At 44.5% G+C, this 26,413-nt stretch carries 27 protein-coding genes and 1 pseudogene; 13 read left to right on the top strand and 15 right to left on the bottom strand.

Annotation, left to right across the window (positions count from 1 at the left end; genetic code table 11):
* Positions 1-66: 66 nt before the first annotated feature.
* Positions 67-405 (bottom strand): 4a-hydroxytetrahydrobiopterin dehydratase, encoded by a 339-nt coding sequence (locus DBX26_RS23705; RefSeq protein ID WP_014234613.1) that lies wholly within the window; start codon positions 403-405, stop codon positions 67-69.
* Positions 395-1,189: a phenylalanine 4-monooxygenase gene (gene phhA, locus DBX26_RS23700; RefSeq protein WP_118121088.1), complete on the bottom strand. Its 795-nt coding sequence runs from the start codon at positions 1,187-1,189 to the stop codon at positions 395-397. The genes DBX26_RS23705 and phhA overlap by 11 nt, the downstream gene beginning before the upstream one ends.
* Positions 1,190-1,417: 228 nt before the next feature.
* On the opposite strand from phhA, the gene DBX26_RS23695 reads away from it, so the two are divergent.
* Positions 1,418-3,391, top strand: a complete 1,974-nt coding sequence (locus DBX26_RS23695; RefSeq protein ID WP_118121087.1) for an acetoacetate--CoA ligase — start codon at positions 1,418-1,420, stop codon at positions 3,389-3,391.
* Between the two features lie 76 nt (positions 3,392-3,467).
* Here the strand turns inward: DBX26_RS23695 and DBX26_RS23690 are convergent, their stop codons facing one another.
* Entirely contained in the window at positions 3,468-4,121 is a 654-nt protein-coding gene (locus DBX26_RS23690; RefSeq protein ID WP_367947065.1) for a class I SAM-dependent methyltransferase, read from the bottom strand.
* Positions 4,122-4,366: 245 nt separating this feature from the next.
* On the opposite strand from DBX26_RS23690, the gene DBX26_RS23685 reads away from it, so the two are divergent.
* Positions 4,367-5,245, top strand: a complete 879-nt coding sequence (locus DBX26_RS23685) for a LysR family transcriptional regulator (protein ID WP_014234617.1) — start codon at positions 4,367-4,369, stop codon at positions 5,243-5,245.
* A gap of 175 nt (positions 5,246-5,420) precedes the next feature.
* Positions 5,421-6,311, top strand: coding sequence for a cation diffusion facilitator family transporter (locus DBX26_RS23680; protein WP_014234618.1), 891 nt, complete (start codon positions 5,421-5,423; stop codon positions 6,309-6,311).
* 19 nt (positions 6,312-6,330) lie between these two features.
* On the opposite strand, the gene yddG is transcribed toward DBX26_RS23680, so the two are convergent.
* Complete coding sequence (yddG, locus tag DBX26_RS23675; protein WP_118121085.1) at positions 6,331-7,275, bottom strand: aromatic amino acid DMT transporter YddG; 945 nt, start codon at positions 7,273-7,275, stop codon at positions 6,331-6,333.
* A gap of 265 nt (positions 7,276-7,540) precedes the next feature.
* Between yddG and elbB the strand changes: the two genes are divergently transcribed.
* From elbB to DBX26_RS23655, 4 genes are all read left to right on the top strand, one after another.
* Positions 7,541-8,191 (top strand): isoprenoid biosynthesis glyoxalase ElbB, encoded by a 651-nt coding sequence (gene elbB / locus DBX26_RS23670; protein WP_014234620.1) that lies wholly within the window; start codon positions 7,541-7,543, stop codon positions 8,189-8,191.
* 330 nt (positions 8,192-8,521) lie between these two features.
* Entirely contained in the window at positions 8,522-9,670 is a 1,149-nt protein-coding gene (gene yiaY / locus DBX26_RS23665; RefSeq protein WP_118121084.1) for an L-threonine dehydrogenase, read from the top strand.
* Between the two features lie 145 nt (positions 9,671-9,815).
* On the top strand, positions 9,816-10,892 hold the full coding sequence (locus DBX26_RS23660; RefSeq protein WP_014234622.1) for a PQQ-dependent sugar dehydrogenase: 1,077 nt from the start codon (positions 9,816-9,818) through the stop codon (positions 10,890-10,892).
* Positions 10,893-10,958: 66 nt separating this feature from the next.
* Positions 10,959-11,582 carry an HAD family hydrolase gene (locus DBX26_RS23655; RefSeq protein WP_020335284.1) on the top strand — a complete coding sequence of 208 codons (624 nt, stop codon included), beginning with the start codon at positions 10,959-10,961 and terminating at the stop codon, positions 11,580-11,582.
* 71 nt (positions 11,583-11,653) lie between these two features.
* On the opposite strand, the gene DBX26_RS23650 is transcribed toward DBX26_RS23655, so the two are convergent.
* From DBX26_RS23650 to DBX26_RS23615, 8 genes and pseudogenes are all read right to left on the bottom strand, one after another.
* A complete protein-coding gene (locus DBX26_RS23650) occupies positions 11,654-12,130 on the bottom strand; it encodes a Dps family protein (RefSeq protein ID WP_118121083.1) in 477 nt (158 codons plus the stop codon).
* 216 nt (positions 12,131-12,346) lie between these two features.
* Complete coding sequence (locus tag DBX26_RS23645) at positions 12,347-14,347, bottom strand: methyl-accepting chemotaxis protein (RefSeq protein WP_118121082.1); 2,001 nt, start codon at positions 14,345-14,347, stop codon at positions 12,347-12,349.
* A 144-nt stretch (positions 14,348-14,491) separates the two neighbouring features.
* Positions 14,492-15,700: a hypothetical protein gene (locus DBX26_RS23640; RefSeq protein ID WP_118121081.1), complete on the bottom strand. Its 1,209-nt coding sequence runs from the start codon at positions 15,698-15,700 to the stop codon at positions 14,492-14,494.
* Complete coding sequence (locus DBX26_RS23635; protein ID WP_014234627.1) at positions 15,693-16,406, bottom strand: ABC transporter ATP-binding protein; 714 nt, start codon at positions 16,404-16,406, stop codon at positions 15,693-15,695. Before DBX26_RS23635 ends, DBX26_RS23640 begins: the two co-directional genes overlap by 8 nt.
* Positions 16,406-17,641 carry an FtsX-like permease family protein gene (locus DBX26_RS23630; RefSeq protein ID WP_118121080.1) on the bottom strand — a complete coding sequence of 412 codons (1,236 nt, stop codon included), beginning with the start codon at positions 17,639-17,641 and terminating at the stop codon, positions 16,406-16,408. The genes DBX26_RS23635 and DBX26_RS23630 overlap by 1 nt, the downstream gene beginning before the upstream one ends.
* On the bottom strand, positions 17,631-18,860 hold the full coding sequence (locus DBX26_RS23625; RefSeq protein ID WP_118121079.1) for an ABC transporter permease: 1,230 nt from the start codon (positions 18,858-18,860) through the stop codon (positions 17,631-17,633). The genes DBX26_RS23630 and DBX26_RS23625 overlap by 11 nt, the downstream gene beginning before the upstream one ends.
* A gap of 32 nt (positions 18,861-18,892) precedes the next feature.
* A complete protein-coding gene (locus DBX26_RS23620; protein ID WP_118121078.1) occupies positions 18,893-19,639 on the bottom strand; it encodes an outer membrane lipoprotein-sorting protein in 747 nt (248 codons plus the stop codon).
* 227 nt (positions 19,640-19,866) lie between these two features.
* Positions 19,867-20,108: pseudogene (locus DBX26_RS23615) on the bottom strand (alternative ribosome-rescue factor A).
* 368 nt (positions 20,109-20,476) lie between these two features.
* On the opposite strand from DBX26_RS23615, the gene DBX26_RS23610 reads away from it, so the two are divergent.
* The 4 genes from DBX26_RS23610 (at position 20,477) to DBX26_RS23595 (ending at position 22,320) form a co-directional block, all read left to right on the top strand.
* Positions 20,477-20,686, top strand: a complete 210-nt coding sequence (locus tag DBX26_RS23610) for a cold-shock protein (RefSeq protein ID WP_005375625.1) — start codon at positions 20,477-20,479, stop codon at positions 20,684-20,686.
* Positions 20,687-20,775: 89 nt separating this feature from the next.
* A complete protein-coding gene (locus DBX26_RS23605) occupies positions 20,776-21,321 on the top strand; it encodes a YaeQ family protein (RefSeq protein WP_118121077.1) in 546 nt (181 codons plus the stop codon).
* Complete coding sequence (locus tag DBX26_RS23600; protein WP_020335292.1) at positions 21,308-21,850, top strand: hypothetical protein; 543 nt, start codon at positions 21,308-21,310, stop codon at positions 21,848-21,850. Before DBX26_RS23605 ends, DBX26_RS23600 begins: the two co-directional genes overlap by 14 nt.
* 110 nt (positions 21,851-21,960) lie before the next feature.
* A complete protein-coding gene (locus tag DBX26_RS23595; protein ID WP_020335293.1) occupies positions 21,961-22,320 on the top strand; it encodes a glutaredoxin in 360 nt (119 codons plus the stop codon).
* A gap of 83 nt (positions 22,321-22,403) precedes the next feature.
* Here DBX26_RS23595 and DBX26_RS25695 read toward each other — a convergent pair whose 3' ends face one another.
* Positions 22,404-22,748, bottom strand: a complete 345-nt coding sequence (locus tag DBX26_RS25695) for an OmpA family protein (RefSeq protein ID WP_237708186.1) — start codon at positions 22,746-22,748, stop codon at positions 22,404-22,406.
* Positions 22,749-23,302: 554 nt separating this feature from the next.
* Between DBX26_RS25695 and DBX26_RS23585 the strand changes: the two genes are divergently transcribed.
* Both DBX26_RS23585 and DBX26_RS23580 read left to right on the top strand, forming a co-directional pair.
* Positions 23,303-23,935 carry a thiol:disulfide interchange protein DsbA/DsbL gene (locus DBX26_RS23585; protein WP_065298293.1) on the top strand — a complete coding sequence of 211 codons (633 nt, stop codon included), beginning with the start codon at positions 23,303-23,305 and terminating at the stop codon, positions 23,933-23,935.
* A gap of 13 nt (positions 23,936-23,948) precedes the next feature.
* On the top strand, positions 23,949-24,422 hold the full coding sequence (locus DBX26_RS23580) for an FKBP-type peptidyl-prolyl cis-trans isomerase (RefSeq protein WP_020335296.1): 474 nt from the start codon (positions 23,949-23,951) through the stop codon (positions 24,420-24,422).
* Between the two features lie 62 nt (positions 24,423-24,484).
* Here DBX26_RS23580 and cyoE read toward each other — a convergent pair whose 3' ends face one another.
* Together cyoE and DBX26_RS23570 are read right to left on the bottom strand one after the other, a co-directional pair.
* On the bottom strand, positions 24,485-25,393 hold the full coding sequence (cyoE, locus tag DBX26_RS23575) for a heme o synthase (protein WP_118121076.1): 909 nt from the start codon (positions 25,391-25,393) through the stop codon (positions 24,485-24,487).
* Positions 25,386-26,405 (bottom strand): heme A synthase, encoded by a 1,020-nt coding sequence (locus DBX26_RS23570; RefSeq protein ID WP_118121075.1) that lies wholly within the window; start codon positions 26,403-26,405, stop codon positions 25,386-25,388. The genes cyoE and DBX26_RS23570 overlap by 8 nt, the downstream gene beginning before the upstream one ends.
* Between the last annotated feature and the right edge of the window lie 8 nt (positions 26,406-26,413).

Genomic DNA, 26,413 nt, shown 5'->3' with positions numbered 1-26,413 from the left:
GCCCAATAGCTCTAAAAAAGACGCCCGAACTTATGTTCGGGCGCCTAGTATAAAGCTAAATATCTCTTATTCGGTAAGAGCTAAACCGTCACATTTCGATGCGCAGATAAAGTCGTTCTTATGCAGCCCTTTTATTGAATGGCTCCACCATGTCACCGTGACTTTACCCCACTCTAGTAAAATCGAAGGGTGATGAAATTCATCTTCTGCCAGTTCAGCAATTTTATTACTAAACGCCCAAGCCTGTTTGAAGTTTTTAAACTTATACACTTTTTCTAACTGAGGAATCCCCTCTCTTTCAAAAATCTGCCAATCAGTAAGTTGCAGCAGCAGTGACTGTTGCTCCTCTTTACTCAGCGCAATGGCATCAAGACTACAAGCTTCGCATTTTTGTTCATTCAACATGAGCAGGTTCCTTTGGTTCAAATAGTGGTGGCAACAATCCGGTCCCAATAGCCATATCGGCTTGCTTTAATAGGTTTAATTGACTGATTTGATAAAGCTGTGAAAAATCGTCGATTACATAGTATTTCGGTTGCATGATATCGATGCGATAAGGCGTTCTCAGCACGGTTTGTAAATCGAAACCTTCACGAATCGCATCTTCACTTTCTAGCGAATAGATAGTTTCTCCCGGAGAAGAGAGAATGCCTCCGCCATAAATCTTGGTCTGATCGCCTTCTTTAACCAGGCCGAACTCGACGGTAAACCAGTATAGTCGTGCAAGATACGCTCTCTGTTTAGGCGTCGCGGCTTGGCCCAACTGCCCATAATGCTCAGTAAACGCGGCAAAATCAGGGTTAGTCAACATGGCACAGTGGCCAAATATTTCATGGAAGAAATCGGGTTCTTGCAGATAGTCAAACTCTTCACGACTACGCAGGAATGTCGCAACGGGGAAGCGTTTATTACCTAACAGATTAAAAAAACGATCGAAATCGATAAGCGCTGGAACAGGCTCGACCTGCCATCCTGTCGTTTCCATCAATACACGATTGATATCAGGAAGTTGTGGCACATGATCCTCGGGCAAATCGAGTAATGTCAAACCATGTAGATAAGCCTGACAAGCGCGGTTATGAATAACACTCATCTGTCTGGTGACTAAATCTCGCCAAATTGTATCTTCTTCGAGGCTCCATTCTACCCTTCCATCCTGGTCAACGGGTTTAGAATGATATTGCGTCATGACCTTTCTCCATTAACAAATCCTTTACATTAAGCCTATCTGTACTCCTGACTGCTTCCAATCCCTAAACCATTTTCGCCCGCGCATTTGAGTGTAACAAATTATTTACATTTACATTTACACGTAAGACTATGATATTGCTAACATCAAATACTTTAACGCAAGTTTGACATTGTTAGTGATTGCTTTCAGACTTAATGTGTTATCAGCTTGTTATAGAAGGAACCTATGCGCGAGTACAACAAATTATGGCAACCGAGCGAAAGCCGCATCGAAGAAGCCAATATCACCCAGTTTATTGAACACATAAACAAGCAAGGAAATGACATAAAAAACTATGCCGAACTCCATCAATGGTCACTGGATCATTCCGAACAGTTTTGGCAAGAAGTGTGGCTGTTTTGTGATGTAATCGGAAACTCGGGTGACACGGTAAAATGCCAAGCTGAGAGTAAATGGCAGCAGCCGGTTCCCAACCGCGACACAAGCTGGTTTCCTGACGCCCAAATTAATTATGCGGAAAACCTTCTTAGTTTTGCCTATCACAACCCTAATGATATTGCGATTTGGTTTGAGAACGAGCGTGGAGAGAGACAAACTTATACTTGGCAAGAGCTGTGTGATGAAGTCTCTAGCATACAACGATGGCTGCAAGATTGCGGTGTAAGAAAAGGCGATGTGGTTGCTGGATACCTTCCTTACCTGCCTCAAACCGTGATTGCAATGCTAGCCACGACCAGCCTTGGTGCGACTTGGACCGCGACATCGCCTGACTTCGGCATAGAAAGCGTTTTGGAACGATTTGGCCAAGTAAAACCTAAAGTTCTGTTCACTTGCGATGGCTACACATTTAACGGCAAAGTGTTCGATATGACAGATAAAAACCATCATATCTCCGATCACTTAGATGGTCTAAAGCACGTTTGCCAGATCAACTATCTCAATCCTCGCAGCTACGAATGTGATGTTTGCACCCAAGACTGGCAATACATATTAAATCAATACCCACCGCAGCCCGTCACTTACACGCGTATCAACTTTAATGATCCCTTATTCATACTCTACTCATCCGGCACAACTGGGAAACCAAAGTGTATTGTGCATTCTGTAGGCGGCACCCTGCTTAACCATGTTAAAGAGCATCAGCTTCATTGCGATATTCAGCCAGAAGATCGCGTATTCTATTACACCACTTGTGGGTGGATGATGTGGAACTGGCATGTTTCCACCCTAGCCAGTGGCGCGTGTTTGGTCATTTTTGATGGCAGCCCGATGTACCCAAATTACAAGGTATTGTGGGATTTGGCTAAACGCGCAGATGTATCACTTTTTGGCACCTCGGCAAAATACTTGGAAGCCATGGAAAAAGCGGGCTATTCCAATCAAGGAAGCGACCCGCTTCCATCACTAAAAACCATATGTTCCACGGGCTCTGTACTTTACCCGGAGCAATTTGATTACGTTTATCAACATTTGAAAGAGGACGTTCATTTAGCTTCTATTTCTGGTGGCACAGATATTTGTGGTTGCTTCGTATTAGGTAACCCTATCTCCCCGGTTTACCGTGGTGAATGTCAGTGTGCAGGTTTAGGTGTCGATACAAGAGTCTTCAGTCCACAAGGCGAAGATATTATTGGTAACCGAGGCGAGCTAGTGTGTGCCAATTCCATCCCTAATTTCCCAGCTAAATTCTGGGATGACAGTGGTGAGCGTTACCATAACGCTTATTGGGACAAGTTCGAAAACGTTTGGCACCACGGCGATGATGTTGAAAGAAATGCCTCAACGGGCGGTTATCTCTTTTACGGGCGAAGTGACACAACGTTAAACCCTGGTGGAGTTAGGATTGGCACAGCAGAAATTTACCAGCAGGTTAATTCGATAGAAGGGATTGTTGACTCAATCGCGGTCGGAAAAGAGGTAGATAGAAACGAGCAAATCTGGCTGTTTGTTCAGCTAGCCACTACCGAAAAATTGAACGATGAAATGATCGCGAAAATTAAAGCTCAGTTGAAATCTGCCTGCTCAGCGAGACACGTTCCAAGTGAAATTTTTGCCATCAGTGACATTCCTAAAACGAGGTCGGGTAAATTAGTTGAGCTTGCTGTCAAACAAGTTATCAATGGCAGAGAGGTGGAAAACATTGGTGCCATCGCAAACGCACATGTTTTGGATGAGATAAAAAAGCTGGTGTCAGCCTGATTAGGTCCTAATGGAAAGGTTGCAAGCAAATAAAAAGCGAGCCTTGAAGCTCGCTTTTTGATGTTCTCATTAGGGATTAACGGCGCCCAACACCCATTATTACTGACATCGATTTACCATCTGATGTGATTTCAAACACATTCTTTGTTTCTACTTCAGTAAAGCCCGCTTTAATGAGGGCAGCTTCTGAACTCGCCTCTGTAAAGCCATCTTGTCCGGATTCTGATACAAAATCAAAATGAACGAAATGACCACCGTGGTTAAGTAATGAATGCGCAATGCTTAATGCTGAATCGGCATCATCCAAGAAGGATAAAACTGATGATGCAACGACCAAATCAAATTGCCCACGGAACGCAGGATGCTGCGCAACAAGACCTCGAGATAAGGTATCAACAACTGGCTCGACATTCGCCAGCTCTTTTTTATCTAACTCTTCGATCATCTCTTCAGATGAATCTAGTGCCACGATATCTTTAACCAATGGAGACAATAACTGGCTTAACTGCCCGGTTCCGCATCCGAAATCTAATACTTTAATGCCATCAAGCTGAGTTAACTGTTGTAACTGTTCAAACACTGACTGAGCAAATTGCGTGGTTGCGGGATTTGATTCCCAACTCTTTGCTAAGCCGTCCCAATCTTGTGCCATCGTGGCCTCCATGTTCACTTCTGATATCTCACATCTCACCGTGTGACGCCGAAAGTGCTTGAATTGATGGGAGAACACTGTTCTTCCCTGTGACAAAGCGCAATCCACTTTTAGCGTGACACAAGAAGTCTAACAATGATTGACTTCTTTTGAGCGTCAGACCTATATCAACGCATACTTGGTATAGGGTACCCCAAAACCACAAAAAGACCATAGACTTATCTGGCGAAATCGTGTTTTTTTCGTTAACCTTTCACAGCTTTGGGAATCGACCTGTACCGTATCCCTTTTGATTTCAAATTACTTTTCGGTTGTGTCAAATCATGAACTTAACGCAAGTAGAAGCCTTCTGTACTATCGCTGATTGTGGATCGGTGTCCGAAGCTGCAAGGCAGTTGGACTGTAACCGAACCAAACTCAGCATGTCGATAAAAGCGTTGGAAAAGGATCTCGATGTCGAATTGTTTACCCGAACAGGCAATCAACTCACGTTGTCTGAAGCGGGAAAAGCGATTTACAAAGACTGTGAGTACCTTTTGGTGATAGCACAACGTATTCGCAAAACGTGTGGCCAAATTTCAGAGGGTTTCAACGCCGAGGTATGGGTTGCACGAGACGACTCCCTACCCGACGACCTGTGGCAAGACTTATCACACAAGCTGAACAACCGTTACCCTTCCACCACATTTAACATCATCCTCGCATCAAGTGGTGACTTAGCCAACCTGGTGAGCACGCATCAAGTGGATTTTGCTTTTGGTGTTGATTACGAGCGAGTCGACGATCCCCATATCGTCTATAACCCACTAGGTAAAATACGCATGATGTCTGTGTGCAGCGCCGATCACCGGTTAAGCAAAATGCGTCGCGTATCGGATGAAGAGCTGCGCAGCCAAATGCAAGCGCTGATGGTTTACTTAAATGAGAAAGACAACCCAGAACTACAGCCTTTCTCAACACGCTACATCGGCTTCTCAAGTTTTGATTACATGTTAAACACCATCCTAGAAGAAGATGCATGGGGCGTGTTACCTGAGCCCCTAATTCGTCACTATCTACGTCAACAAAAGTTGGCGGTAATTAAACACACCTACGGTTTAACACAAGAAGACTACTGTATGTTTTCTACAAATGGTCAAATTGAACACCCTGCTATGACGTGGTTAGCGGACAAACTCAGCGATTATTTATTTGACTTCTAAACACTTTGCACTGAGTGTCAATTTTTGTGACAGTAAGATCCTGCTGTATCATATTGTTTTTATTATAAAATATTTCAAACCCCTCTCACTCAACAAGTTACTGGTCAAATTCTGGTTGCCTAAATAGCCTTGTAAGCAAAGAATATAGCGGAACAAAAACTACAAGGTATATCTCATGTGTGTCAGGACAAGCAGAAACGAAAACCATATTTTAACCATTTCAGCCCTTTTAGCTTCAGGCTTCGCTGCTGGTGGTATGGTACTAGGCTTGCTTGTTGGCTCAATTGTGATCGTTTTTGATGGTGTCTACTCTTTAGTCAGCTTACTGTTAACATTATTGTCACTGGCAGCCTCTTATTACATTAGCAAACCATCGAAGTCAGTGTTTCCATTTGGTAAAGCCGTACTAGAGCCAATCGTTATTGCGATCAAGGCAACAGTTATTTTGATTGTTGTGCTATTTTCTCTTTACTCTGCGATTTCCGCACTGATGACAGGCGGTAGAGAAGTCGATGCGTCTATTGCGACAATCTTTGGTGTTGTAAACGTTTTGGGTTGTGGTTACGCATGGTGGTTTATGGCGAAAAGAAGCCGAAACTACTCATCAGGTCTAATCGAAGCAGAGACAAAACAGTGGCAAATGGACACCTTGTTAAGTGTTGCTGTCACGGTAGGTTTTGTGGCCGCGTGGTTGGTGTCGCTGTCTCCATTCGCTCAATATGCCGCTTATGCTGATCCACTGATGATGCTTTTGATGGGCTTCTACTTTTTAAAAGTACCGTTTGATATGTTATGTGGCGCACTACGCGAGCTGCTGATGATGACGCCGAGCAAAGAGCTTTGTCAGGTGGTTGGTAACGATGTACTAGAGATCGAGAAAGTATCAGACCACCAGCTAAAAGTTGCTGGCATCACCAAAGTTGGACAAGAGCTACGAGTGAATATCGATCTGCATGTCGACGATGACACGCTAGAGTTGGATACGTTGGAGAAGACGCGTAAACAGCTAACAACACGCTTGTCGAAGCACAGATTCAAGCTGCAGCTCCAGCTAAACGTCGCTTAGAACAAATAAAGAAAGCTCCCTAATTTGGGAGCTTTTTTGTATTTACGGGGTCGATATTCTCTTCCACTGCAGAGGCTCGTTTCTCTTTTGTGACTAGCCAACACAATAATGAGCCAACCGTTACCATCATCACACCATGCCAAAAGCTCTGACTCAAGGTCACTCCGAGAATGACGGAAGAAAACAGAGCCGAAAAGATTGGTGTGAAGTAAGAGAGCGTCGCAAGAAACACCATATTTCCGCCAACAATCGCAATGTTCCACAACCCATAGCCTCCCGCCATCAAAGCCGCAGAAGCTAGCAAGTAGCCCATTGCAGACCAAGAGAAAGTCATTGCTGGTTGATCCGTTACTAAAAATTTCACCCACAAAGACACAGCCGTGGCAATAAAGAACAGCGTAATCGCATTGTGTTTGGACTGTTGCTTTTGAGTCAGGTTACAGTATACCGCCCAGATCACTGCGCCAGTCAGAGCCATAAAGTAAACCAATGGATTACTGTTAACGTTGTCTATTATTTGCTGCACTGATAAACCGTAATCCCCACTCACCGTCCACGCAACGCCTAAGAACGCTAGGGTTACGGCTGGATAAAGTAACCAGCTTGGCTTTTTATTACTGCTTAACACCGCAAATAACACCGTCAATGCAGGCCAGAGGTAATTTACGATGGACACTTCTATCGCCTGAGCTCGTGAGTTTGAATACCCTAACGCCAGAGCAAGAAAGATCTCATAACAGACAAACATCGCTCCGCCTAAAATAAGATACTTCGGAGAAAAGTAAGATAGCTTTGGAATACCTACCACAATAATTAGAAAAATAGAGCTGACAGAATACAACATGGCCGCCCCTCCGACTGTTCCCAGGCTTTCCGTCACCAATCTGGCGATACCCAGTAAACAGCTCCAGGAAATAATGGCGATACAACCATAAAGAGTGAATTGAAATTGCGCAGATTTCATGTGACCTACAGCTTATGAATGCGAAAGTAGCCATCAGATTAACGCAAAAAGGAGCGGCTACAACAGACAATCTTATAAAAAATCAGTATAGAAATTATTCCGTTACGAGTTTGAAACAAATATAAAACACTTTTTACGAATTCTGCTTAACCCCTTTTTAGTCAGCGACTATGATGAAAAGAACTCACAAGTGAAATTGTGGAGGATAATCAGTCTGTAAATGCAAGAGCAACAGACAGAATACTCAGACTAAAGGGACTCTCAAATGAAAAAAATTGCGGTTATCTTCAGCGGCTCTGGTGTTTATGATGGAACAGAGTTGCACGAAGCTGTATTGGCACTCCACGCTATTGAGAAAGAAGGCGCTAGCTGGCATTGTTTCGCTCCTAATATCGACCAGTTGCATGTAATCAATCACCTGACTGGCGAGGAAATGGATGAGACCAGGAACGTAATGGTGGAATCAGCACGCATTGCGCGAGGAAATATTGAAGATGTGGCGCGATTGCATGTCGAAGATTTCGACGCTTTACTTCTACCTGGTGGTTTTGGCGCAGCAAAAAACCTAACTGACTTTGCGGTATCTGGGGCGGAATGCTCAATCAACACACACGTTGCTCAAGCCTGCCGTGCATTTGCTCATGCCAACAAACCCGCAGCTTATCTTTGCATCGCACCTATCATTATCCCGATGATTTATGAGCAGGGTGTAAAAGGAACAATAGGCAATGATGAAGCGACTTCTGCCGCCTTTAATCAAATGGGTGGTGAGCACATCGAATGTACCGTTGATGAGTTTGTTTTTGATGAGCAACATAAGGTTCTTTCTACACCGGCTTATATGTTAGCCGAGAATATCTCTCAAGCAGCTTCAGGCATCGAAAAACTCGTATCTAAACTTGTCGAAATAGCATAATTATTGATAGATAAGTTAAAAACACTTCTTTCATCCCCATTGATAAATCTAATATCAATGGGGATTTCTTATACTTTAGTCTAATTTAGATATAAATCATCAATAGATCTTCATTATTAACAATTTTTTACGTTACTAGTTTCATATTTAAGCTACGTTATATTTATGTTGCACCTACATGCTGTGCAACAAGATCGCTGTCACAGTTCCTGTAGTGAAACGAGTCCCAACTGGCTTAATTTGTTCTGGATCAAGTTGGAACCCGAAAAAGGTGTGCGACAGTAATTCCCAATTAATAACAACTTATAAAGAACGACGGAGCAATCCAATATGACTAGTGCATTTTTTATCCCTACGGTAAACCTTATGGGCGCAGGCTGTCTTAAAGACGCCGCGGACAGTATTCAATCACAAGGCTTTAAAAAAGGGTTGATCGTTACCGATAAAATCCTTAACCAAATCGGTGTGGTTGAGCAGGTTCAAGGCCTTCTTAACGAAAGAAGCATCGCAACCGTAGTGTTCGATGGCACTCAGCCAAACCCAACGATTAACAACGTTAACGACGGCTTAGCACTATTAAAAGAAAACGAGTGTGACTTTGTAATCTCACTTGGCGGTGGTTCACCACACGACTGTGCGAAAGGTATCGCACTTGTGGCTGCAAACGGTGGACACATTTCTGACTACGAGGGTGTTGATCAATCTGCAAAACCAATGCTGCCACTTATCGCCATCAATACGACTGCGGGTACTGCATCGGAAATGACTCGTTTCTGTATCATCACCGATGAAGAACGTCACATTAAGATGGCAATCGTAGATAAGCACACCACGCCATTGATCTCAGTAAACGACGCTGAGTTAATGCTTGCAAAACCAGCGTCTCTGACTGCTGCAACGGGTATGGACGCGCTGACTCACGCTATTGAAGCGTACGTTTCTATTGCGGCAACACCAATTACGGATGCCGTTGCGATTAAAGCGATTGAGTTAATTCAAGCGCACCTGCGCACAGCAGTGAAAAACGGTGAAAATCTGGAAGCTCGTGAACAAATGGCGTACGCGCAGTTTATGGCGGGTATGGCGTTTAACAACGCTTCACTGGGCTACGTCCACGCAATGGCTCACCAGTTAGGTGGTTTCTACGATTTACCACACGGTGTGTGTAATGCCATCCTGCTTCCTCACGTACAACGCTACAACGCGCAAGTCTGCCCTGAACGTCTGACTGATGTGGCGAAAGCAATGGGCGTTAACGTGGAAGGCATGTCAGCAGAGCAAGGTGCAGCAGCCGCGATCGACGCGATCGTTACACTAGCGAAAGACGTGGGTATTCCTGCTGGCATCAAGGAGCTTGGCGCGAAACTAGAAGATATTCCAACGCTGGCTGATAACGCACTTAAAGACGCGTGTGGTTTCACTAACCCTAAACAAGCGACTCACGAAGAGATCTCTGCAATATTCGAAGCGGCAATGTAATCGAATCAGAGTTCACTCTCGCAACGTCATACAATCCCCGATCTCGTGTCGGGGATTTTTACATCTGTATACAGTTTAACGCCTAACAAACATAGGAATTCAGTGTTAGCTTTAAATACAGACACGCTTTAAATTGGACACCGCCATGAGAACCGTTATCACCACCCTGCTCGTTTGTTTTACCTTTTCCAGCCATGCTGCCGACTATGAGGCAAAGGAAGTGGCGAATGGATTCAATGTTCCTTGGGGAATAGAATTTATCGATGAGAAGCAGGCCGTCGTTAACGAGAAAAACGGTACCATTTCTTTGCTGAATGTCGAATCGGGTCAACGTGAAAAACTGTTTTCAGTCTCAGGCGTGAGTACGACTGGTCAAGCGGGCTTACTTGACGTTGCCCTCGCACCCAATACAGATAAAACCCAGCCAACGCTTTTCTTTACCTACAGTAAGCGAACCAGCAAAGGAAACACGGTGGCGCTCGCGACCGCGACTTTACACAACAATCAACTGACACAATGGAAAGACCTTTTTGTTGCTGATGCGATTACTGATACCGGACGTCATTTTGGTAGCCGTATAGCGTTTGTCGATAATAAAGTTTACTTCTCGATTGGGGATCGAGGGGATCGTGATAACGGGCAAAACAGACAAACTCATGCAGGGTCAATTCTACGTTTAAATCTGGACGGCACTGTCCCGGCAGACAACCCTTTCACTGAGTCTGACGTAAAGCCTGAGATTTGGAGTTATGGTCATCGTAATCCTCAAGGTTTGTACTTCGACCAAGCGACGAATCAGCTTTGGTCAATCGAACACGGCCCAAGAGGAGGCGATGAGATTAATCTGATAAAGAAAGGCTCGAACTACGGCTGGGCCAGAGTCTCCCAAGGAAAAGAATATTGGGGTCCGCTTGATGTCGGCGAAGCGAAATCCCTGCCGGGTATGGAAGATCCCAAACTGGTTTACATCCCTTCTATCGCCCCAAGTAACTTAGTGGTATACCGTGGCGACAAGTACCCTGACCTAAACGGGAAAATCGTTGCAGGAGCTCTTAAACTAACGCACCTCAATGTGGTTTCTATCGAGAATGGAAAACTGACCGAATATCAGCGCTTGATGGACGATCTTGGCGAGCGAATCAGAGACGTCACGATCAGTCCCGATGGTTATCTCTATTTTTCGACCGACACCGGGAAAATATTTCGTCTGGAGCAGAAGTAAATCAAATTTAGCTTATAATTAAGCTGTTGTTTTAAAGATACTTTAAACAGTATGCATGAGGTCAGAATGGTTCCTTTTCCACTAGTCGTCGATAAAATTAAAGCCGTTATTTTTGATTTAGATAACACCCTTGTGAGCTCCGATATGAACTTTCAAGTTCTGCGCCAACAACTAGGGTGTCCACAGTCAGAAGACTTATTAGACTTTGTAGAAAAACTGGAACATCCTCACCACAAAGAGCATGCACACAATGTGATTTTTGATCACGAAATTTCCGATGCCGAGCAATCTGCACCCATGACAGGCTGTCACGAACTTTTGGCTTTCCTGAATCAAAAAGCGATGAAAACAGCCATCGTGACACGTAATTGCCTGATTGCCACCCAACGTAAACTTGAGCATAACCAAATCGAAGTTGAGCGAGTGATCACGCGCGAATGCTACCCACCAAAACCCGACCCTTTGTCTTTGCAAGTTTTAGCAAAAGAGTGGCGGTTGATGCCCGATGAAGTACTTTACGTCGGCGACTACTTATATGATTTACAAGCGGCTTATAACGCACAAATGCCCTCTTGTCTTGTCCATCATGGAAACTTAACTGAGTTCCACTCTTGCGCGTCTCTTGCGGTAAAAGAGCTCACTGATCTGTTGATTTACTTAGAATCATCCCTTTTAAGACAAAGCAGTTAGCCCACTTTACAAAAATAAAAAAAGAGCACCTCAGTGCTCTTTTGTCTTATTTCCCGATTCTTATTCACGCCTTATTGAAGGTAAGCGTTAAGCATCCACATCAGTTTTTCTTGCTCGCGAATGTAGTCGCCCATCAATGCAGCCGTACCTTCATCTCCCGCCTCGCCAGCGTTGAATAGAATTGCACGCTGATTAAGCAGAAGGATACCGAAGCCATCAACCAAACCTTTGACGCAATCGTCACCCGATGTTGCGTTTTGGTGCTCTTTTATTTCACTTGATTCCAGATAGTGGCTGAATGCATGTGCTGGCGTGTGACCTAATGTCAAAATACGCTCTGCCAGTTCATCGATTTTTACTTGCAGGTCGGTATAAATTTCTTCAAATTTCACGTGTAGCTCAAAAAACTGATGGCCTTTGATATTCCAGTGATAACCGCGTGTGTTCATGTACAACACTTGGTAATGGGCAAGTAGCTGGTTCAGCTGTTGTGCTAGTTGCTCAGAGTGTTCGCGATCTAGACCAATTAGGCTTACTTGTGTGCTCATATCTTGCTCCTGTATGTAATTAAAAATTTATTTGCAGTGATTTCTGCTGATGGAGTTATATTAGATCGAAGCGTTGAGTAACGAAATTCGGTTCTGGCTATAGCTTTGATAAGTAAATTCTATAGTGACCGCAGCCACATAAAAAAGCCCAACCACTTAACGACAAAGAGTAAATGGTTGGGCTGCTGTTTAAGTATGTGTAGATGGGTTGAATCGTTATACGGTTTTGAACGCTGCCATTTGTTGATTCAACTCTGTTACCTGCTCTTTAACCTGAAGCGAAGTTTTAGAAGCATGATGACTGTTGCTGGACACCTCATTAACGGAATGCGTTATCTCATCCATCAATCCCGTAATTGAGTGGGTGGCGTGAGATTGTTGTTCAGCCGCTGCAGCCAGTTCAGCCATCTGTCCGTTTAAAGAGTTGATTTGCTCTGTAGTCGAGATTAACTTGGTCACTGCATTCTCAATATGTTCTGCACCAGTTTCTGCCAGTGACTGACTATGCTCAATTTCCTGAACAACCGACTGTGTTGAGCGTTGAATAGCATGGATGATATCGTTTATTTCCGTAGTAGATTGCGTGGTTCTGGTTGCCAGCATTCGCACCTCGTCCGCGACAACTGCAAAGCCTCGACCTTGATCTCCAGCTCTTGCTGCTTCTATCGCTGCATTCAGCGCCAATAAATTGGTTTGCTCTGCGAGACCTTCGATCACTTCGGTCACCCGACCAATTGCATCACTTTCTTTACTTAGCTGCATTACTCGAGAGCTTGCGTTTTCAATGCTGCCATGCAGGTTTTCCATCGTCCCTTTATTCTGCTCTAACGCATCACGACCTTGCTCTATTTCACCTTTCGAATCAGACAGTTTTTGTACAGACTGGTGTGCTTGTTCAAGAGTATTTCTAGCGGCAATAGCGATCTCTTCAAGTTGACGTCCCATTTCAACGATGTTGCTTTGCTGCCTCTCTACATTGGTTGATGTAACCTGAGCGGACTCCAGTAACGCTACCATGTTGCTGTCAACTTGCGACGCTTTGCTGCTTACACCTACAACGATATTGGCCAGAGATTCATTCATTCGGTTGATAGACTCGGTAAGGACGGCGAGTTCATCATTTCCGACAACGTTAAGCGGAGGTTGCGAAATATCACCAGAGGCGATGGTCTGCGCACGCTGTGATAAGTTTTTCACTCTGCGACCAATCGTGTTGCCCATATATTTTGAGATCACGACGGCAGCAATAATTACAAATACTGCCGCTATCAGTACTGAAGTCAGTACATTTTGAATCGACTGGCTGATGCCATCACCACTTTGACTTGCCCGACGTTGTTGAACAGATACGATGGACTCTAAACTTTCGTCGAGTGCGTTGGCTGCTGGTAATAACTCGTTCGCCATCAGAAGATTAGCTTCGTTCCATTCTGGAGAACGTCGCAATGAAATCACCTCCTCGGCGAGCGGAAAGTAAAGCGCTTGCATCTCTTTGAACAATGCCCATAACGACTTGTCGTTGTCTGAGAGCATGTCGAGCTTGCCATCAATTTCAGCGACGGATTGATTATGGAACTTGATAAGGTCCTGATATTTTTCAAGGTGATATTGCTGGCCGTACAACAGGAAGTCACGCAATGCCGATAATGCGTTCGCAAGTGACGTGTAACTATCGGCGTAGACTTTGAAAAGTCGCTTACGTTCACCACCAAACTGGTTTCCTGACTCTTCATTTATCAAGCTTTGGATCTGATCCAGTGCCACTTCAGCAATCGGGGCGGCTTCGTTAATAAATAAATTGTGTGCTGGTAGGTTTTCTTCGCTGTGACTTAACTTAAGCAATGTATTCAGAGAGGCTTTCATTGCCCCCCATTGACTTTGGATTGTGAGAAAGTCTTGCTCAGGGATCAACGCTTGCAAAGTTGGCAAAGATTCATCAGTGGAAACCATGATATTTTGTACATCTTGACTTAATTGTGCTCCGGTCGTCTCATTGGCCCCGAGTAGCATATAAGCACGGATAGAAGATAATGAAGCCTGAACAGATTGCTGAATACCTCTACTGGTATCCACTGTCGGCAGATCGGAAGCAAGCAACGAAGAGACATGCTGCTCGACGGTAGTGATATTTCGATAAGTAAAGATCGCAGACGCAATAAAAAGAACAGCTAACAACATAAAACTCAGCTGTAACTTTCCTGAAATCGTAAGGTTCATCCATAAACTCCTTTTAACGATGAACCACAAATATAACGACTTTTACAAAAAGATTAACCCTAAGGGATGAAAACGCCATAAAAACAAGGTTTTATTTGCTATTAACAAAAGTATTTAGAGACAATGACTAGATGAATGCGCTTGCTAGAAACTGTAGCGAATGTTCGCAAACAATAGTGTCGCAGGCGTCTCACCAAACAAACTGTCACTTTCACCGGTAAAGCATTGAACAACCGTGAGTAACTGCCAGTCATTAGCAAGTGAGTAATTACTCGAAAGACCCGCAAAATAAGAGCCATCATCGTAATAACTTACGGATGCCATCAGGCGATTAAGGGAAGTCAGATCAAAGCTTAAATCAGCATAAAGTGTGTGCTGGGTAAAACTGAGGGTTTTCGCATCGAGAGGTAAGTTTAGATAAGCGATGGCGCTAGAAGCATCAACTGGCTCTGAAATGAATAACCACGCCACACGACCAAGCCAGCTGCGTTTTCCTCCAAAACTGTAGTCCGATTCAAGGCTTCCTACCATGGATGATTGAGTCAATTCGCCTTGGTATTGCTTTTCTATCGGATCAAACCAGGATAACTCACCACGTAAACCCGCTTCGTGGATGTCGGTTGCAAACCCAGCTCCAAGTACAAAGTCCCGGTTTGTCCGCCCAGCAATCACCTGATAATCCCAGCCTGATTGATTAGCAAAGTAGCGTAGCGAAATACTATTCTTATCTGGTGACTCCGCTGGCGCGAAAATTAAATCGATGCCATCGGCAAACCCTAGCTTCTTGCTTACCATTAGCGCATCGGTACCCGCTCGCTCTTCATAATCAAAGTCATAAATAGAGTAAGCATTATAGATATCGTTTGGGTTCCAGATCGTGTTCATCGACCAATTGACACGAAAACGACCCGCCGTTGCGCTCCAGTCTTCCTCACGCCAGGTGATATAAAGTCGATCAAACTGAGTATTGAGAATTACGCTGTCATCTCGCCAGTTTTTGCTCAGATCAAAGTATCCGTTATCCAATGCGACCAGATCTGCATATTGGTCGAAATCGAGTGAATCACCCCACAAAGCACGGTTTCTCATCCCAACATTAATACGCCAGTCTGGTGAGAATCGATATTCAAGATTGAAGCGATTATGAATCAAGTGATCGAGTGTATTACTGTGACTATCCGGAATGTTATAAGTGGCCATGTACTTGATATAACCATCGAAGTCCCATGCTTTTTCTGGCTCGACACCCGGAATCGAGGCGGAAGTTTGCGAGTTTAGAAACAGTAAACTCAACGCTAGATAGCGACTCACTTTGATATTCGGCTTTGAACCGTTTGACCTCCACCTAAGCATGAGATCTCTCCGCATGATTACCAATATTACTGAAATCTCTCGCTAAACGCCCATCTTCAAAAACGATAATTCGATGCGCCCGCTTGATCACTCTGGGATCATGTGTGGAGAAGATAAACGTCGTGCCCTCTTGTTCACTTAACTGCTCCATGATATCGAGAAGTTCTGCGGTACTTTTCGCATCTAAATTAGCCGTTGGTTCATCCGCCATAACAAAGCGAGGTTTAGGTGCGAGTGCTCGTGCGACGGCCACACGTTGTTGTTGCCCGCCCGACATTTTGCTCGGGCGTTTATGCATTTGCTCAGCCAATCCAACCTGCTCAAGTAATGAAGAAGCACGCTCGCGGCACTCTCTTTCACTTTTCCCCTGAAGTTGCATTACGAACTCGACATTTTCTAATGCCGTTAACACAGGCAATAGGCTGTAGTCCTGAAAGATAAAGCCAATGTTATCCCTGCGATATGCGATCAGCTCTTTTTCCGACATTTCGGAAATAAGGCAACCATCAATTTCCACTCGACCTGCAGTCGGTGCATCAATGCCACCAAGCATATTGAGTAGCGTGGTTTTTCCCGAACCAGACGGCCCCATAATAGCGACAAACTCCCCCTGTTTGATTTCCAAATCGACACTCTTAACAGCATGCACCGGAAAATCACTGTCGGGATTGTAGGTTTTGGTTAAATGTTCGAGTTTAATCGTCATCAAGTTTTCTCCGCCATGGCATCCACAGGTCGATGTTTGAGTATTTGTCGCGACGGGTACCAAGCAGCAAACAGACTCGCGACAAAAATCGCCACAATGATCATCTGGTACTCATAAAAAGACACTCTTGGGAACAGCAAGGTATCCACACCATAAGCACCTAACCCGTCGGCAAGGCCACTAAGCGACAACCCTGTGATACTCAAAATTTTCAGCATGATGGCGCTTCCTATCAATCCAAACATGCAGCCCGACAGCCCGAGAAACAGCGTCTCTAAAATGATAAGTAAGCGGATTTTGTGTTGCTGCATACCCACAGCCATCAGCACGCCAAATTCTCTGGTACGCTCGAATACTGACATCAGCATGATATTGATGATGCCCAACATCATCGCCAACACAAACACCACCAGCATGACCTGATTCGAAATGTCCATGGAACTCATCATCGTAGAGAGTAAAGGCTGTATTTCTTCCCACTTCCTCACCACTAAATGATCTTTCGTTGTGTTAGATAGCAGCGTCTGTGTAAACCTTTTTGTTTTCTCTAACACTTTCTCGTCGTTTGAATTAAGAAGGATAGAAATTTCGTTAGCGCCTTTTAACCCGGCGACTTTCTCTAAATCTGCTTTGCGCACATAAGCATTACCATCGTCAAACGTACTCGACGGTGTTTTAAATATCCCTCTGACGCGAAACGCCGCTCCCGAGACATCCCCATTAATATCGGAAAGCGTCACAATCACTTTGGAACCGACACGCAGATTTAATCTCTTGGCAGTTTTCTGGGAAACTAAAATAGGATTTCTACCGTCTTCATCCAACCATTGCCCTTGCTGTATGTGTTGCGCCAAGGGCGTGATTAATGGCTCTTGCACAATGTCGATACCATTGATGCGAATACCGCGTGTACTCCGAGCAGAGGCGATCATTCCGTCCACAAGAAAACGCTCAGCCACCGCTTTCACTTGTTGCTGATTGGCTAAGGTCGCCGCGATCACATGAGCGTCTGGAATGGTTTGCTCCAGTTCAGGGTTAACCAAGTACTGGTTTTGATGGATCTGCAAGTGGCTGGTTTGCCAGGAAATCGCATTTTTGATCATGCTATCAACCAAACCATTCATAAATCCGATCATGGCAATCACACCCATCAGACCAAACACCATTGCCCCAATCATGATTGATGTTCTGAGCTTGTTTCTCCACAAGTTCCGCCACGCCAACTTAATCAACATGCGAGCCTCCTTTGAGACCACTTGCGATAGGAAGACGTAATAAGCGCGCCATAGGATATAAAAGACATAAGAAGAGGATAAAAAGCACAACCATAATTTGAGTCATTGCCAAATGCGGGTCGAGCGAAACAGGCACGATTGGCTCAAACCCCGTTTCTAGCATCACCTCAGCAGCCTCTCCGGTAATTTCAATCGGGTTAAAGTAAAAGTAAGTCAAAACCGGGGCACTGAACATCAAGCCAAGCAATACGCCGATGACCGATATAAACAGAGACTCAATAACCAGTAGAGAAACTAGTTTGCCTCTGAGCATCCCGGTCGCCAACATAACCGCAAACTCACGCTGCCTTTCTAACGTGGTCATCAGAATCGTGGCAAACAGGCCAAACCCAACAATGCCGTAGAGGATATAAATTAAAAATATTCCCCCAGCTTTATCGAGCGCAATCTGTTGCGAGAGTTCAGGTGATAAGGCCTTCCAGTCTTTCACCGCGACGTCTCGACCATAATCCCGGCGCAGTTGATCAACAACACTCGATAAACCACGTAAGTTTTCGGTATTGAGAACCCAAGCTGTCACTTGCTTATCCAGGGAATACAGAGCCTGAGCGGTATCGAGCGGCATGTATACCAATTGAGAGTCGAGTTGCTGCAGCGGGAAATGCAAAATACCCGCGACGCGATACAAGCCCGCTGCGGTTTGCCCATGATAGCCCATGCCATACAAAACCAATTCATCACCAACGTCTAAATGGAGGTATTGGGCTAAACGTCCCCCAACCAGCACTGCATTTTCTCCCGCAGCGATGTAAGTGCCTTTGACTATTTTGTCACTGATACTGGAATAGTCGTCTTCGGCTTCGGGGTCTACTCCCAACACCAAAGCCCCTTTTGAATGTTCATCTTTAGCAGCGAGAGCAAACGACTCAACTCTTGGCAGAACAACATCAATGTTTGGGTTATCTTTCGCAGATGAGATAAAGGACTCGGTTTGTGGCAAAACATCATCAATACTCAAGGTATCGCTGAAATCTGGATTCTGTAATTGGATCAACCCCGTATAGAACTTTGCCGCATTTTTTATGTTCGACGTATAACTGCCTTCTTGAAAAGCGCGTGTTATCAGGGAAAGGAAAAGTACTAATGCCAATGCTGTGGCCGTTAGTAACGTCCGCCGTTTTTGCCGCCATAAATTTCGCCAAGCAAGTTTCATCAGCATACGCTATTGCCTTCCCTACTCATGCACACGACCTAATCCCGGAGTAACTTCATTTGCTGTTGAGAGAAAAAGTCATCATCAATCTTAAAGTCGAACTGGGCTTGATGCGTAGTCAACACGGTTCGGTTACCCGGCTTATCAACTGGACGCATTTCCAGGCGGGTAGCAACCTTTCTTCCTCCTAAGGTTTTGATATCAAAAGTGGTCATGACATTAACCAGATCATCAAACTCATCATAAAACTCGATTTTTCGCTGTAAGTAAGTCGCCTGAGAAATCCACAAGGTGACTTTATTCCAGACGACTGGCGCGTCAGGCTTAGCTAAGGCATCAATCCGCCAAACCTTATCTCCGTCAAAGGTATCCTCTCCGAGTAGAGTATGTTGGTAATCTACGACGATAGAGGATTGGTTAATGAGATCGTCATTCGTGAAGTCAGAACCCATCCACGACTGGCTCAACATCGATGGCGCAATCTTTATAATTCGTTCAATACTTGGTACCCAGTTCCACATCTCTCGATAACGTTTGAGTGACGCACTGCCTTTATCTTTTGCTGGAGCGGTCACCAGCACTAACGAAAGTTCTGTCCCTTTAGTCCAGCTCTTCATCGTCATTGAGCGCCGCCAATCTGGCCGGATAATCTCCATCGTCGCTTCACTGTAGCTCGACTCACCTCGCATGGTTTGATCCGACTTCTGAACTATCTCAAATGCCGTTGCCGCCAAAGCCAGCGGTGAAGTGATAATACATAGCAGGATCACAAACGCTTTAAACATAATGCTCCTCTCACTCATATTGGCTTTACGTCGACAACACAAATAACAATAAAAACATGAAATTCAATTGAGTATAGCAAGGAACTCATTGCGCTTAGGTGATGTGAAGTAGAAAAACTCAGGTGTGTGATATGTAGTGAGATTAGGACGAAATAGATAATAAGAACGAGAATCAACAAGCATCAATAATCATGCAGAATCAAACCTAATAACTTGAGTGCAGGTTATTAGGATAAAGAAAAAGCCCTATTCAAAATCCACAATGTGAGTACTTTGAATAGGGCTCTTCGCCTTTATGCTTCATTTTCCGACTGAAGCTGCCTTTACCTTTTTTGGCGTTAACGATTCTCGTTTTAAATAACTGACTCGTAACAACTGCTTTAAGCGCATTATCTTTTATTTTACCTCTGCCGAATTCGGTATCATGCTGAAACTCATTCGACTGAGGACTAGCTTTTAACTTTGCCATAAATCCTCCTTAATGGTCGGGCCAGATTGGACAATAATTAGAAAAATAAGTCAATTTAATTGAGTAAATTAAATTTTATGCGTGAAAAATTCACAGCGACGTCATTTAATTGAAAATTACTCTAAAACAAGCAGATTAAATAGTGACTGCATACAAATATTTCCCCTTAAAGTACTAATATCTGTTGACTCTTATCGTATTTAACCTAGACTCAAACACGGCTAGAAAGAAAGTTCTTTGTTTTCACATTTCGTTGGATTACTTGTAACTCCGTCGTCCTGTGGTACGCAATAGCAATTTATTTTTCCACGCTATAAGCGCCGTTGAGGCGAAAGATTACACAAATTTAGATATTTAGGAAAATAGACATGTCTAACACAGCTACTGGCACAGTTAAGTGGTTCAACGAAACTAAAGGCTTCGGTTTCATCCAACAAGAAAACGGTCCTGACGTATTTGCTCACTTCTCTGCAATCACTGGTGACGGCTTCCGTACTCTAGTTGAAGGCCAGAAAGTAGAATTTGTTATCTCTCAAGGTCAAAAAGGCCCTCAAGCAGAGCAAATCAAAGTACTTTAATTCTTAAAGAATTTGATACTGTAGCCAGCTTTTAAGCTGGCTATTTTTTTATCTATAACGAAATTTTCTTTCCGGTCACTGATAACAACATGGCGCTAAAACCAACCATTTATAAGTTTCGTATCGATATTTCCGATATGAACAACGATTATTATAATTCGCACAAACTGACCATCGCTCTACACCCTTCAGAAAAACCACAACGTATGATCGCCCGCGTCTTGGCTTATTGCCTCAATGCGACGAGCGATTTAGAGTTTACAAAAGGGCTATCAACCATTGAAGAGCCTGACCTGTGGCACATCGAAGACGATCAAAGCATCAAACACTGGATTGAAATCGGTGAACCAGACGCAGATCGAATCAAAAAAGCCACTCGCCTTTCAAAGCAAGTCAAAGTCTACAGCTATAACACTAAGGCTTCGGTATGGTGGGAGAAAGTATCAGGCAAGTTTTCCATGCTTCCGGTAAGCGTAGAAAGTTTTGACTACGACTCCATTGACACAATTTGTCAGCACCTTGACCGTGGCGCAAGCCTTTCTGTTATGATCACTGGTACGTCTATATTTGTTGATATTAACGATCAACATATCGAAGTAACGGTGAGGGAACTGCAAAGTCATGACGCCACTTAATACACTGTTTCAAGAGATGGGATTCAAAACGATTCCCTTTGTAACCGAGCATAAGACGGCAAAGAAACGTTGGCTGGACGAACAGAACGCGCTATTCACTAGAGTGTGTGAGAATAAGCCATCAACAGCCCCGGCACTTCACCTGCTGGGATTGCTGACTAAATCTCACATTGAAGCTAGTGCTAGCTACGAGCAAAACGCGCACGCTAGCCAACAAATGCAGATAGCGATCAGTGAGTCAGTGGGTGACGAACACGCGAGCAAGTTCACCAATCAATCTGCTGAAGACCTTATTCTGATTACCCACCTGTGGCTCTTTACGCAAGGGTATCTGAATATGGATTTCAGCCTGGCTCACGATCATGCAGAGCAAACTCAGAACACGCTCCAACATGAACTGGTGATTCAACGTATTGATGTCGACGCGTTTAGAACCGAGTTGATGCGTAGCTTTTATTTGGGACGAGAAGCAAATCCAGCCAAAAGTGGCGGCTTTTTAGGTTGGTTCAAACGACTATTTTCCATATAAAAAGCATGGTTTTATCTACAGTAAACAACTGATAGACTGCGTCTCCGGCGCGACACTTGTCGTAATTGTATTCGTAAAGGACATCATCCTTTGAACATCAGGGACTCATTATGAAGTTTATTCGTTGGTTTTTAGGAAAAATCATATTATTGCTTAACGCTGTTTTTTCACCTCGTGGAATCAAGCGTGATGCTAATGAACAAATGAGCGTTGACGACAAAGCGAAGCAATATGCGCTTTATCAGTTTGAAGCTTGTCCTTTCTGCGTGAAAGTTCGCCGTGCAATGAAACGACAGTCGGTAAAAATCGAACTACGTGACGCGAAGAACGACCCTGCTCATCGTCAAGATCTCGAGCAAGGTGGCGGTAGAATTAAAGTTCCTTGTCTTCGAATCGAAAAAAATGGTGAGACACAGTGGCTTTACGAGTCTTCAGACATCGTCGCACATATTGAAAAAGAATTTGCCTAGTTCCCCCTAAGAACATTGGCGGATGTAAAAGAGGCACCAATCATTGGTGCCTCTTTTCTATTTATCAGAACAAATAACGGCGATTAGTCGCTGACGATCAGCATCAGTTCCACACGGCGATTACATGCTTTTCCGCTGGCGGTCGCATTGCTGCATTGGGGAGCATGCTCACCAAACCCACGCGAGAAAACTCTTTGACGTGGAATACTGGTTGCCAGCAACTGCTTTTCAACTTCGCGAGCTCGTCGTTCGGACAATGTGTCATTAAAACTTGCCGCCCCGGTGCTGTCTGCATGCCCATCGATCACCACGTCAACATCAGTACGTCCTGCCAGATAGTGCCCTAGACTGCTCAGCCAGCCTTGAGATTGTGCGGATAATTGGGCAGAACCAGTCTGAAAGTGAACTTGATCTTTCAAGCGTACCATCAAGTGTCCCCCACTGATGGTTTCATGGGCAATATTGTGCCGATCTAAAAACATCTCCAGTGAAGTTATGGAATAGGATTCGTCCACAGCAGCGTTCGTAGTCGGCTGAGCAGCGATGTTCATGACACTCGATGAATTACCATACCCCCACTCAGGGTGTCTTAGTTCTGTGTTCGTCTTCGGGGCTGTATCTAACATGTTCCCACCAGGCACTATGTCTTGACTGATACTGCCGCATCCTCCAAGAATGCCACAAACAATTAAAAACCACTGCTTCATACCGTTCCCAACGTAGAAAAACTCTTATTCATTATGTCGACTCAATACGCATTGTCTTTAGCGCTTTCGTCAGTTCAATATCAGGCATAACGTCAAATGACATTAAAACATCGAAACAAATGCACTGTTCGTGCCAGCCATGTGATGCTTTTAGCAGCGAGTTTGATTTCTATTTGGGCATTGTCATCTCACTTTAGTGTAACAATCGGTTTTAATGGTTTTAGTCGTCATCGTTAACCGATAAACTAGCGAAAATTTCTCAATCGAGCGTTAATATGTTCAAAAACATTTTGAAAGGATTTGCTTTTTTTGCCGCAGTGACAGCACTCTCAGCATGTGACAACGGCAATTCACAGCCGCTTCAAGGCAAACAGTATGAAGTGCTGCCAGCCTCACTTCAGGAGTACCAACTCGCTCCTGTTACCGAAGCTTTTTCTCTGACCTGCGGTCACTGTCGCTCGATGGAAGAGTTTGTCCCTCAACTTGAGTCTCTGACTGAGCAAGACGTTGAAAAAGTGCATGTTACGTTTAACGAAAGTGCTCAGATCAGCGCTATCATTTTCTATACGGCGGTAATGCAGCTAGAGGCGACTCCAGATAAGGCATTTATGGCTGACCTGTTTGCTGCGGTTCAAATGGCACCTGAAGCCACCGCTGATGAACGCCAAGCAGCGGTAGAAAAAGCGTTTGAATCTCGTAACCTGATCAGCCCTTATCAACTTGACGAAGCACAGCAAAAACAGCTTTTCGAGTACATAAACAATGCTGATGCAATTACGACTAAAGGGCAAATCAACTCAGTGCCAACCTTTATCGTCAACGGTAAATATCAGGTAATTAGCGGCGGTCATGACAGTATTGAAGCTATGGCTGAAACAATTAACTACTTACTAAAGCAACCTAAATAGACAAGGAGCCAACGTGTCTAAATTTTTGTTTCCTATTATTATTTTTGTTCTTGCGGCATTTTTCATTTATCGCACTTGGACAAACCATAAAGTGGCCGATGAAAACTTTGCCAAGGGACAAGCATTCCTACTAGAGAACGCCAAGAAAGACGGGGTCATCACAACAGAAAGTGGCCTGCAATATATGGTGCTAGAGAAAGGTACGGGTGACGTTCACCCAACAGCAACAAGCAAAGTAAAAGTGCATTACCATGGCACACTGATTGATGGTACGGTTTTCGATAGTTCAGTAAACCGCGGCGAGCCTATCTCATTCGGTCTGAACCAAGTGATTAAAGGCTGGCAAGAGGGTGTTCAGTACATGGTGGAAGGTGAAAAGATTCGCCTGTTCGTACCAAGCACTCTCGGTTACGGCAAAGGTGGTTCGGGTCCAATTCCACCAGCCAGTGTGTTGATCTTTGATATTGAGTTGCTAGAAATTCAATAAAAAAATTAAAAACGCCGGATGACTACAATCCGGCGTTTTTCTATTCAGAATGTCACAAAGGTTCACACCATTGATAAATTGAGGTTGTGGTCTGCAAGTAAAGCGATAAACAACACAAAAAGATGGTAGATAGAAAACTTAAAGGTTTCTATCGCGCTCCGTTCTTCCGGTGCAAACTTCAACTTCCACGCGTGGTAAATAAACCCTGCGTTAAGAAGAAGTGAGGTAAATAAGTAGATAAAGCCCACCATCCCCACTAACACTGGCATCACACATACCAAAGTAAGCAGTACGGAATACAACAGAATTGAGGTTTTGGTGTATTCGATCCCATGCGTTACAGGAAGCATAGGGATATCCACTTTACGATATTCTTCCACTCGGTGAATCGCCAAAGCCCAAAAATGGGGCGGCGTCCAGATGAATATAATCATCACCAAAAGCCATGCATTACCGTGCAATTCGCCAGTTACCGCTGTCCATCCTAATAGTGGTGGCATCGCACCAGCTATGCCGGCTATCACAATATTTTGTGGCGTAGCCCGCTTGAGATACATGGTGTAGACAACCGCATAGCCAAGCAAACTCAATAATGTCATCCATGCGGTCAACGGGTTTACCCAAGCATACAGCAGAATAAACCCTACTCCGCCTAAACAAACAGCAAATGTCACCACAGACTTCGGGTTGGTGTCCCCAGAAGGCAACGGACGCTTATGAGTACGAGCCATTCGCGCGTCTATATGACGGTCGATCAGATGATTAAATGCCGCAGCAGAACCTGCCATCAAACCGATCCCGACTAGCCCTATCGCAGCTTGTAGCCAAGGGAAAACAGCCACAGGAGCTAGGCTCATACCAACGACAGCGGTGACCAGCATGAGTGCGACCACTTTTGGCTTGGTGAGTTTTAGGTAAGTAGAACCGATTCGCTTTTGTCCCTCTAAAGACAATGCAATTTCTTTATTCATAGCGAACTCCTTTCGCTTGATGACTCCACTGTGTTTTTCCTTGCCACAAGTAGAATTGACTCACACAAATCAAGCTCAACATAATTGCAGCGCCCAATGTGTGGGCCACTGCGACGTAGATAGGCAACTGAAACACGACGTTGCTTACGCCGAGCATGATCTGGCAGATAAGCACAATGCCAATCCACATGCCTGACGTCCGGGAGTAATGAGAGTCTTGTTTGAACAAAAGTACGCAATACGATGTAACCACCAGCGCCGTCACAATGGCTCCAATTCGATGGCTCACGTGTATGGTCATTCTTGCCGGATATTCCAAAACACCAAACTCGTAATTTTCGAATCCGGCTTGCCACAATGAAAATGCTTCTTTCCAGGATAGGTAACTCATCCAATCGCCTTCACAAATGGGCAATGTGGTACACATCAAAGCGGCATAGTTTGAAGAAGTCCAACCGCCCAGCAGCACCTGCAAGAGCACCACTGCAAATGCGACCATAGAGAATAAACGCACCGTATTGGTGGAGGGTGAAAAATAGAGATTGCCTTGCGCCTTAAGCTGACAATGAAATACCGCTTGCAGCGCCAACAACGTAAAACCACCGAGTAGATGAAGCATTACGACTACCGGCATCAATTTGAGCGTAACGGTCCACATCCCCAACATTGCCTGCCCTACCACCAGCAGACAGAGCATAAAAGGTATCGAAGCATTAACGCGTTCTGAACGTGATGCGAGAACAGCCATAACAAAAATCACAATCCCAAGCGTTCCGGCGAAATAACGATGGATCATCTCCAGCCACGCTTTTTCATGTTCAACCACACGATCAGGAAAATTCAAGTTGGCTCTTGCGACATCATCTTCGTGATGAGGAACCGACAAATGACCATAGCAACCCGGCCAGTCAGGGCAGCCTAGACCAGCATCGGACAAACGAGTATAAGCACCGAGCATGATCACCACCAGTGTAAGACACAAGCTGATTCTCACTAGTCGAATTAGTGTCATGGTTTCCC

It is taken from the genome of Vibrio sp. dhg (genome assembly GCF_003443775.1).
In the GTDB taxonomy this organism is placed as follows: Bacteria; Pseudomonadota; Gammaproteobacteria; order Enterobacterales; family Vibrionaceae; genus Vibrio; species Vibrio natriegens.
The sequence above is the reverse complement of the archived record's forward strand: the minus strand, read 5'-3'. Positions and strand labels throughout refer to the sequence as shown.

Coding starts and splice junctions, on each gene's coding strand:
- DBX26_RS23705 (WP_014234613.1), bottom strand. CDS start 405: ATGTTGAATGAACAAAAATGCGAAGCTTGTAGTCTTGATGCCATTGCG.
- phhA (WP_118121088.1), bottom strand. CDS start 1,189: ATGACGCAATATCATTCTAAACCCGTTGACCAGGATGGAAGGGTAGAA.
- DBX26_RS23695 (WP_118121087.1), top strand. CDS start 1,418: ATGCGCGAGTACAACAAATTATGGCAACCGAGCGAAAGCCGCATCGAA.
- DBX26_RS23685 (WP_014234617.1), top strand. CDS start 4,367: ATGAACTTAACGCAAGTAGAAGCCTTCTGTACTATCGCTGATTGTGGA.
- DBX26_RS23680 (WP_014234618.1), top strand. CDS start 5,421: ATGTGTGTCAGGACAAGCAGAAACGAAAACCATATTTTAACCATTTCA.
- yddG (WP_118121085.1), bottom strand. CDS start 7,275: ATGAAATCTGCGCAATTTCAATTCACTCTTTATGGTTGTATCGCCATT.
- elbB (WP_014234620.1), top strand. CDS start 7,541: ATGAAAAAAATTGCGGTTATCTTCAGCGGCTCTGGTGTTTATGATGGA.
- yiaY (WP_118121084.1), top strand. CDS start 8,522: ATGACTAGTGCATTTTTTATCCCTACGGTAAACCTTATGGGCGCAGGC.
- DBX26_RS23660 (WP_014234622.1), top strand. CDS start 9,816: ATGAGAACCGTTATCACCACCCTGCTCGTTTGTTTTACCTTTTCCAGC.
- DBX26_RS23655 (WP_020335284.1), top strand. CDS start 10,959: ATGGTTCCTTTTCCACTAGTCGTCGATAAAATTAAAGCCGTTATTTTT.
- DBX26_RS23650 (WP_118121083.1), bottom strand. CDS start 12,130: ATGAGCACACAAGTAAGCCTAATTGGTCTAGATCGCGAACACTCTGAG.
- DBX26_RS23645 (WP_118121082.1), bottom strand. CDS start 14,347: ATGAACCTTACGATTTCAGGAAAGTTACAGCTGAGTTTTATGTTGTTA.
- DBX26_RS23640 (WP_118121081.1), bottom strand. CDS start 15,700: ATGCTTAGGTGGAGGTCAAACGGTTCAAAGCCGAATATCAAAGTGAGT.
- DBX26_RS23635 (WP_014234627.1), bottom strand. CDS start 16,406: ATGACGATTAAACTCGAACATTTAACCAAAACCTACAATCCCGACAGT.
- DBX26_RS23630 (WP_118121080.1), bottom strand. CDS start 17,641: ATGTTGATTAAGTTGGCGTGGCGGAACTTGTGGAGAAACAAGCTCAGA.
- DBX26_RS23625 (WP_118121079.1), bottom strand. CDS start 18,860: ATGCTGATGAAACTTGCTTGGCGAAATTTATGGCGGCAAAAACGGCGG.
- DBX26_RS23620 (WP_118121078.1), bottom strand. CDS start 19,639: ATGTTTAAAGCGTTTGTGATCCTGCTATGTATTATCACTTCACCGCTG.
- DBX26_RS23610 (WP_005375625.1), top strand. CDS start 20,477: ATGTCTAACACAGCTACTGGCACAGTTAAGTGGTTCAACGAAACTAAA.
- DBX26_RS23605 (WP_118121077.1), top strand. CDS start 20,776: ATGGCGCTAAAACCAACCATTTATAAGTTTCGTATCGATATTTCCGAT.
- DBX26_RS23600 (WP_020335292.1), top strand. CDS start 21,308: ATGACGCCACTTAATACACTGTTTCAAGAGATGGGATTCAAAACGATT.
- DBX26_RS23595 (WP_020335293.1), top strand. CDS start 21,961: ATGAAGTTTATTCGTTGGTTTTTAGGAAAAATCATATTATTGCTTAAC.
- DBX26_RS25695 (WP_237708186.1), bottom strand. CDS start 22,748: ATGGTACGCTTGAAAGATCAAGTTCACTTTCAGACTGGTTCTGCCCAA.
- DBX26_RS23585 (WP_065298293.1), top strand. CDS start 23,303: ATGTTCAAAAACATTTTGAAAGGATTTGCTTTTTTTGCCGCAGTGACA.
- cyoE (WP_118121076.1), bottom strand. CDS start 25,393: ATGAATAAAGAAATTGCATTGTCTTTAGAGGGACAAAAGCGAATCGGT.
- DBX26_RS23570 (WP_118121075.1), bottom strand. CDS start 26,405: ATGACACTAATTCGACTAGTGAGAATCAGCTTGTGTCTTACACTGGTG.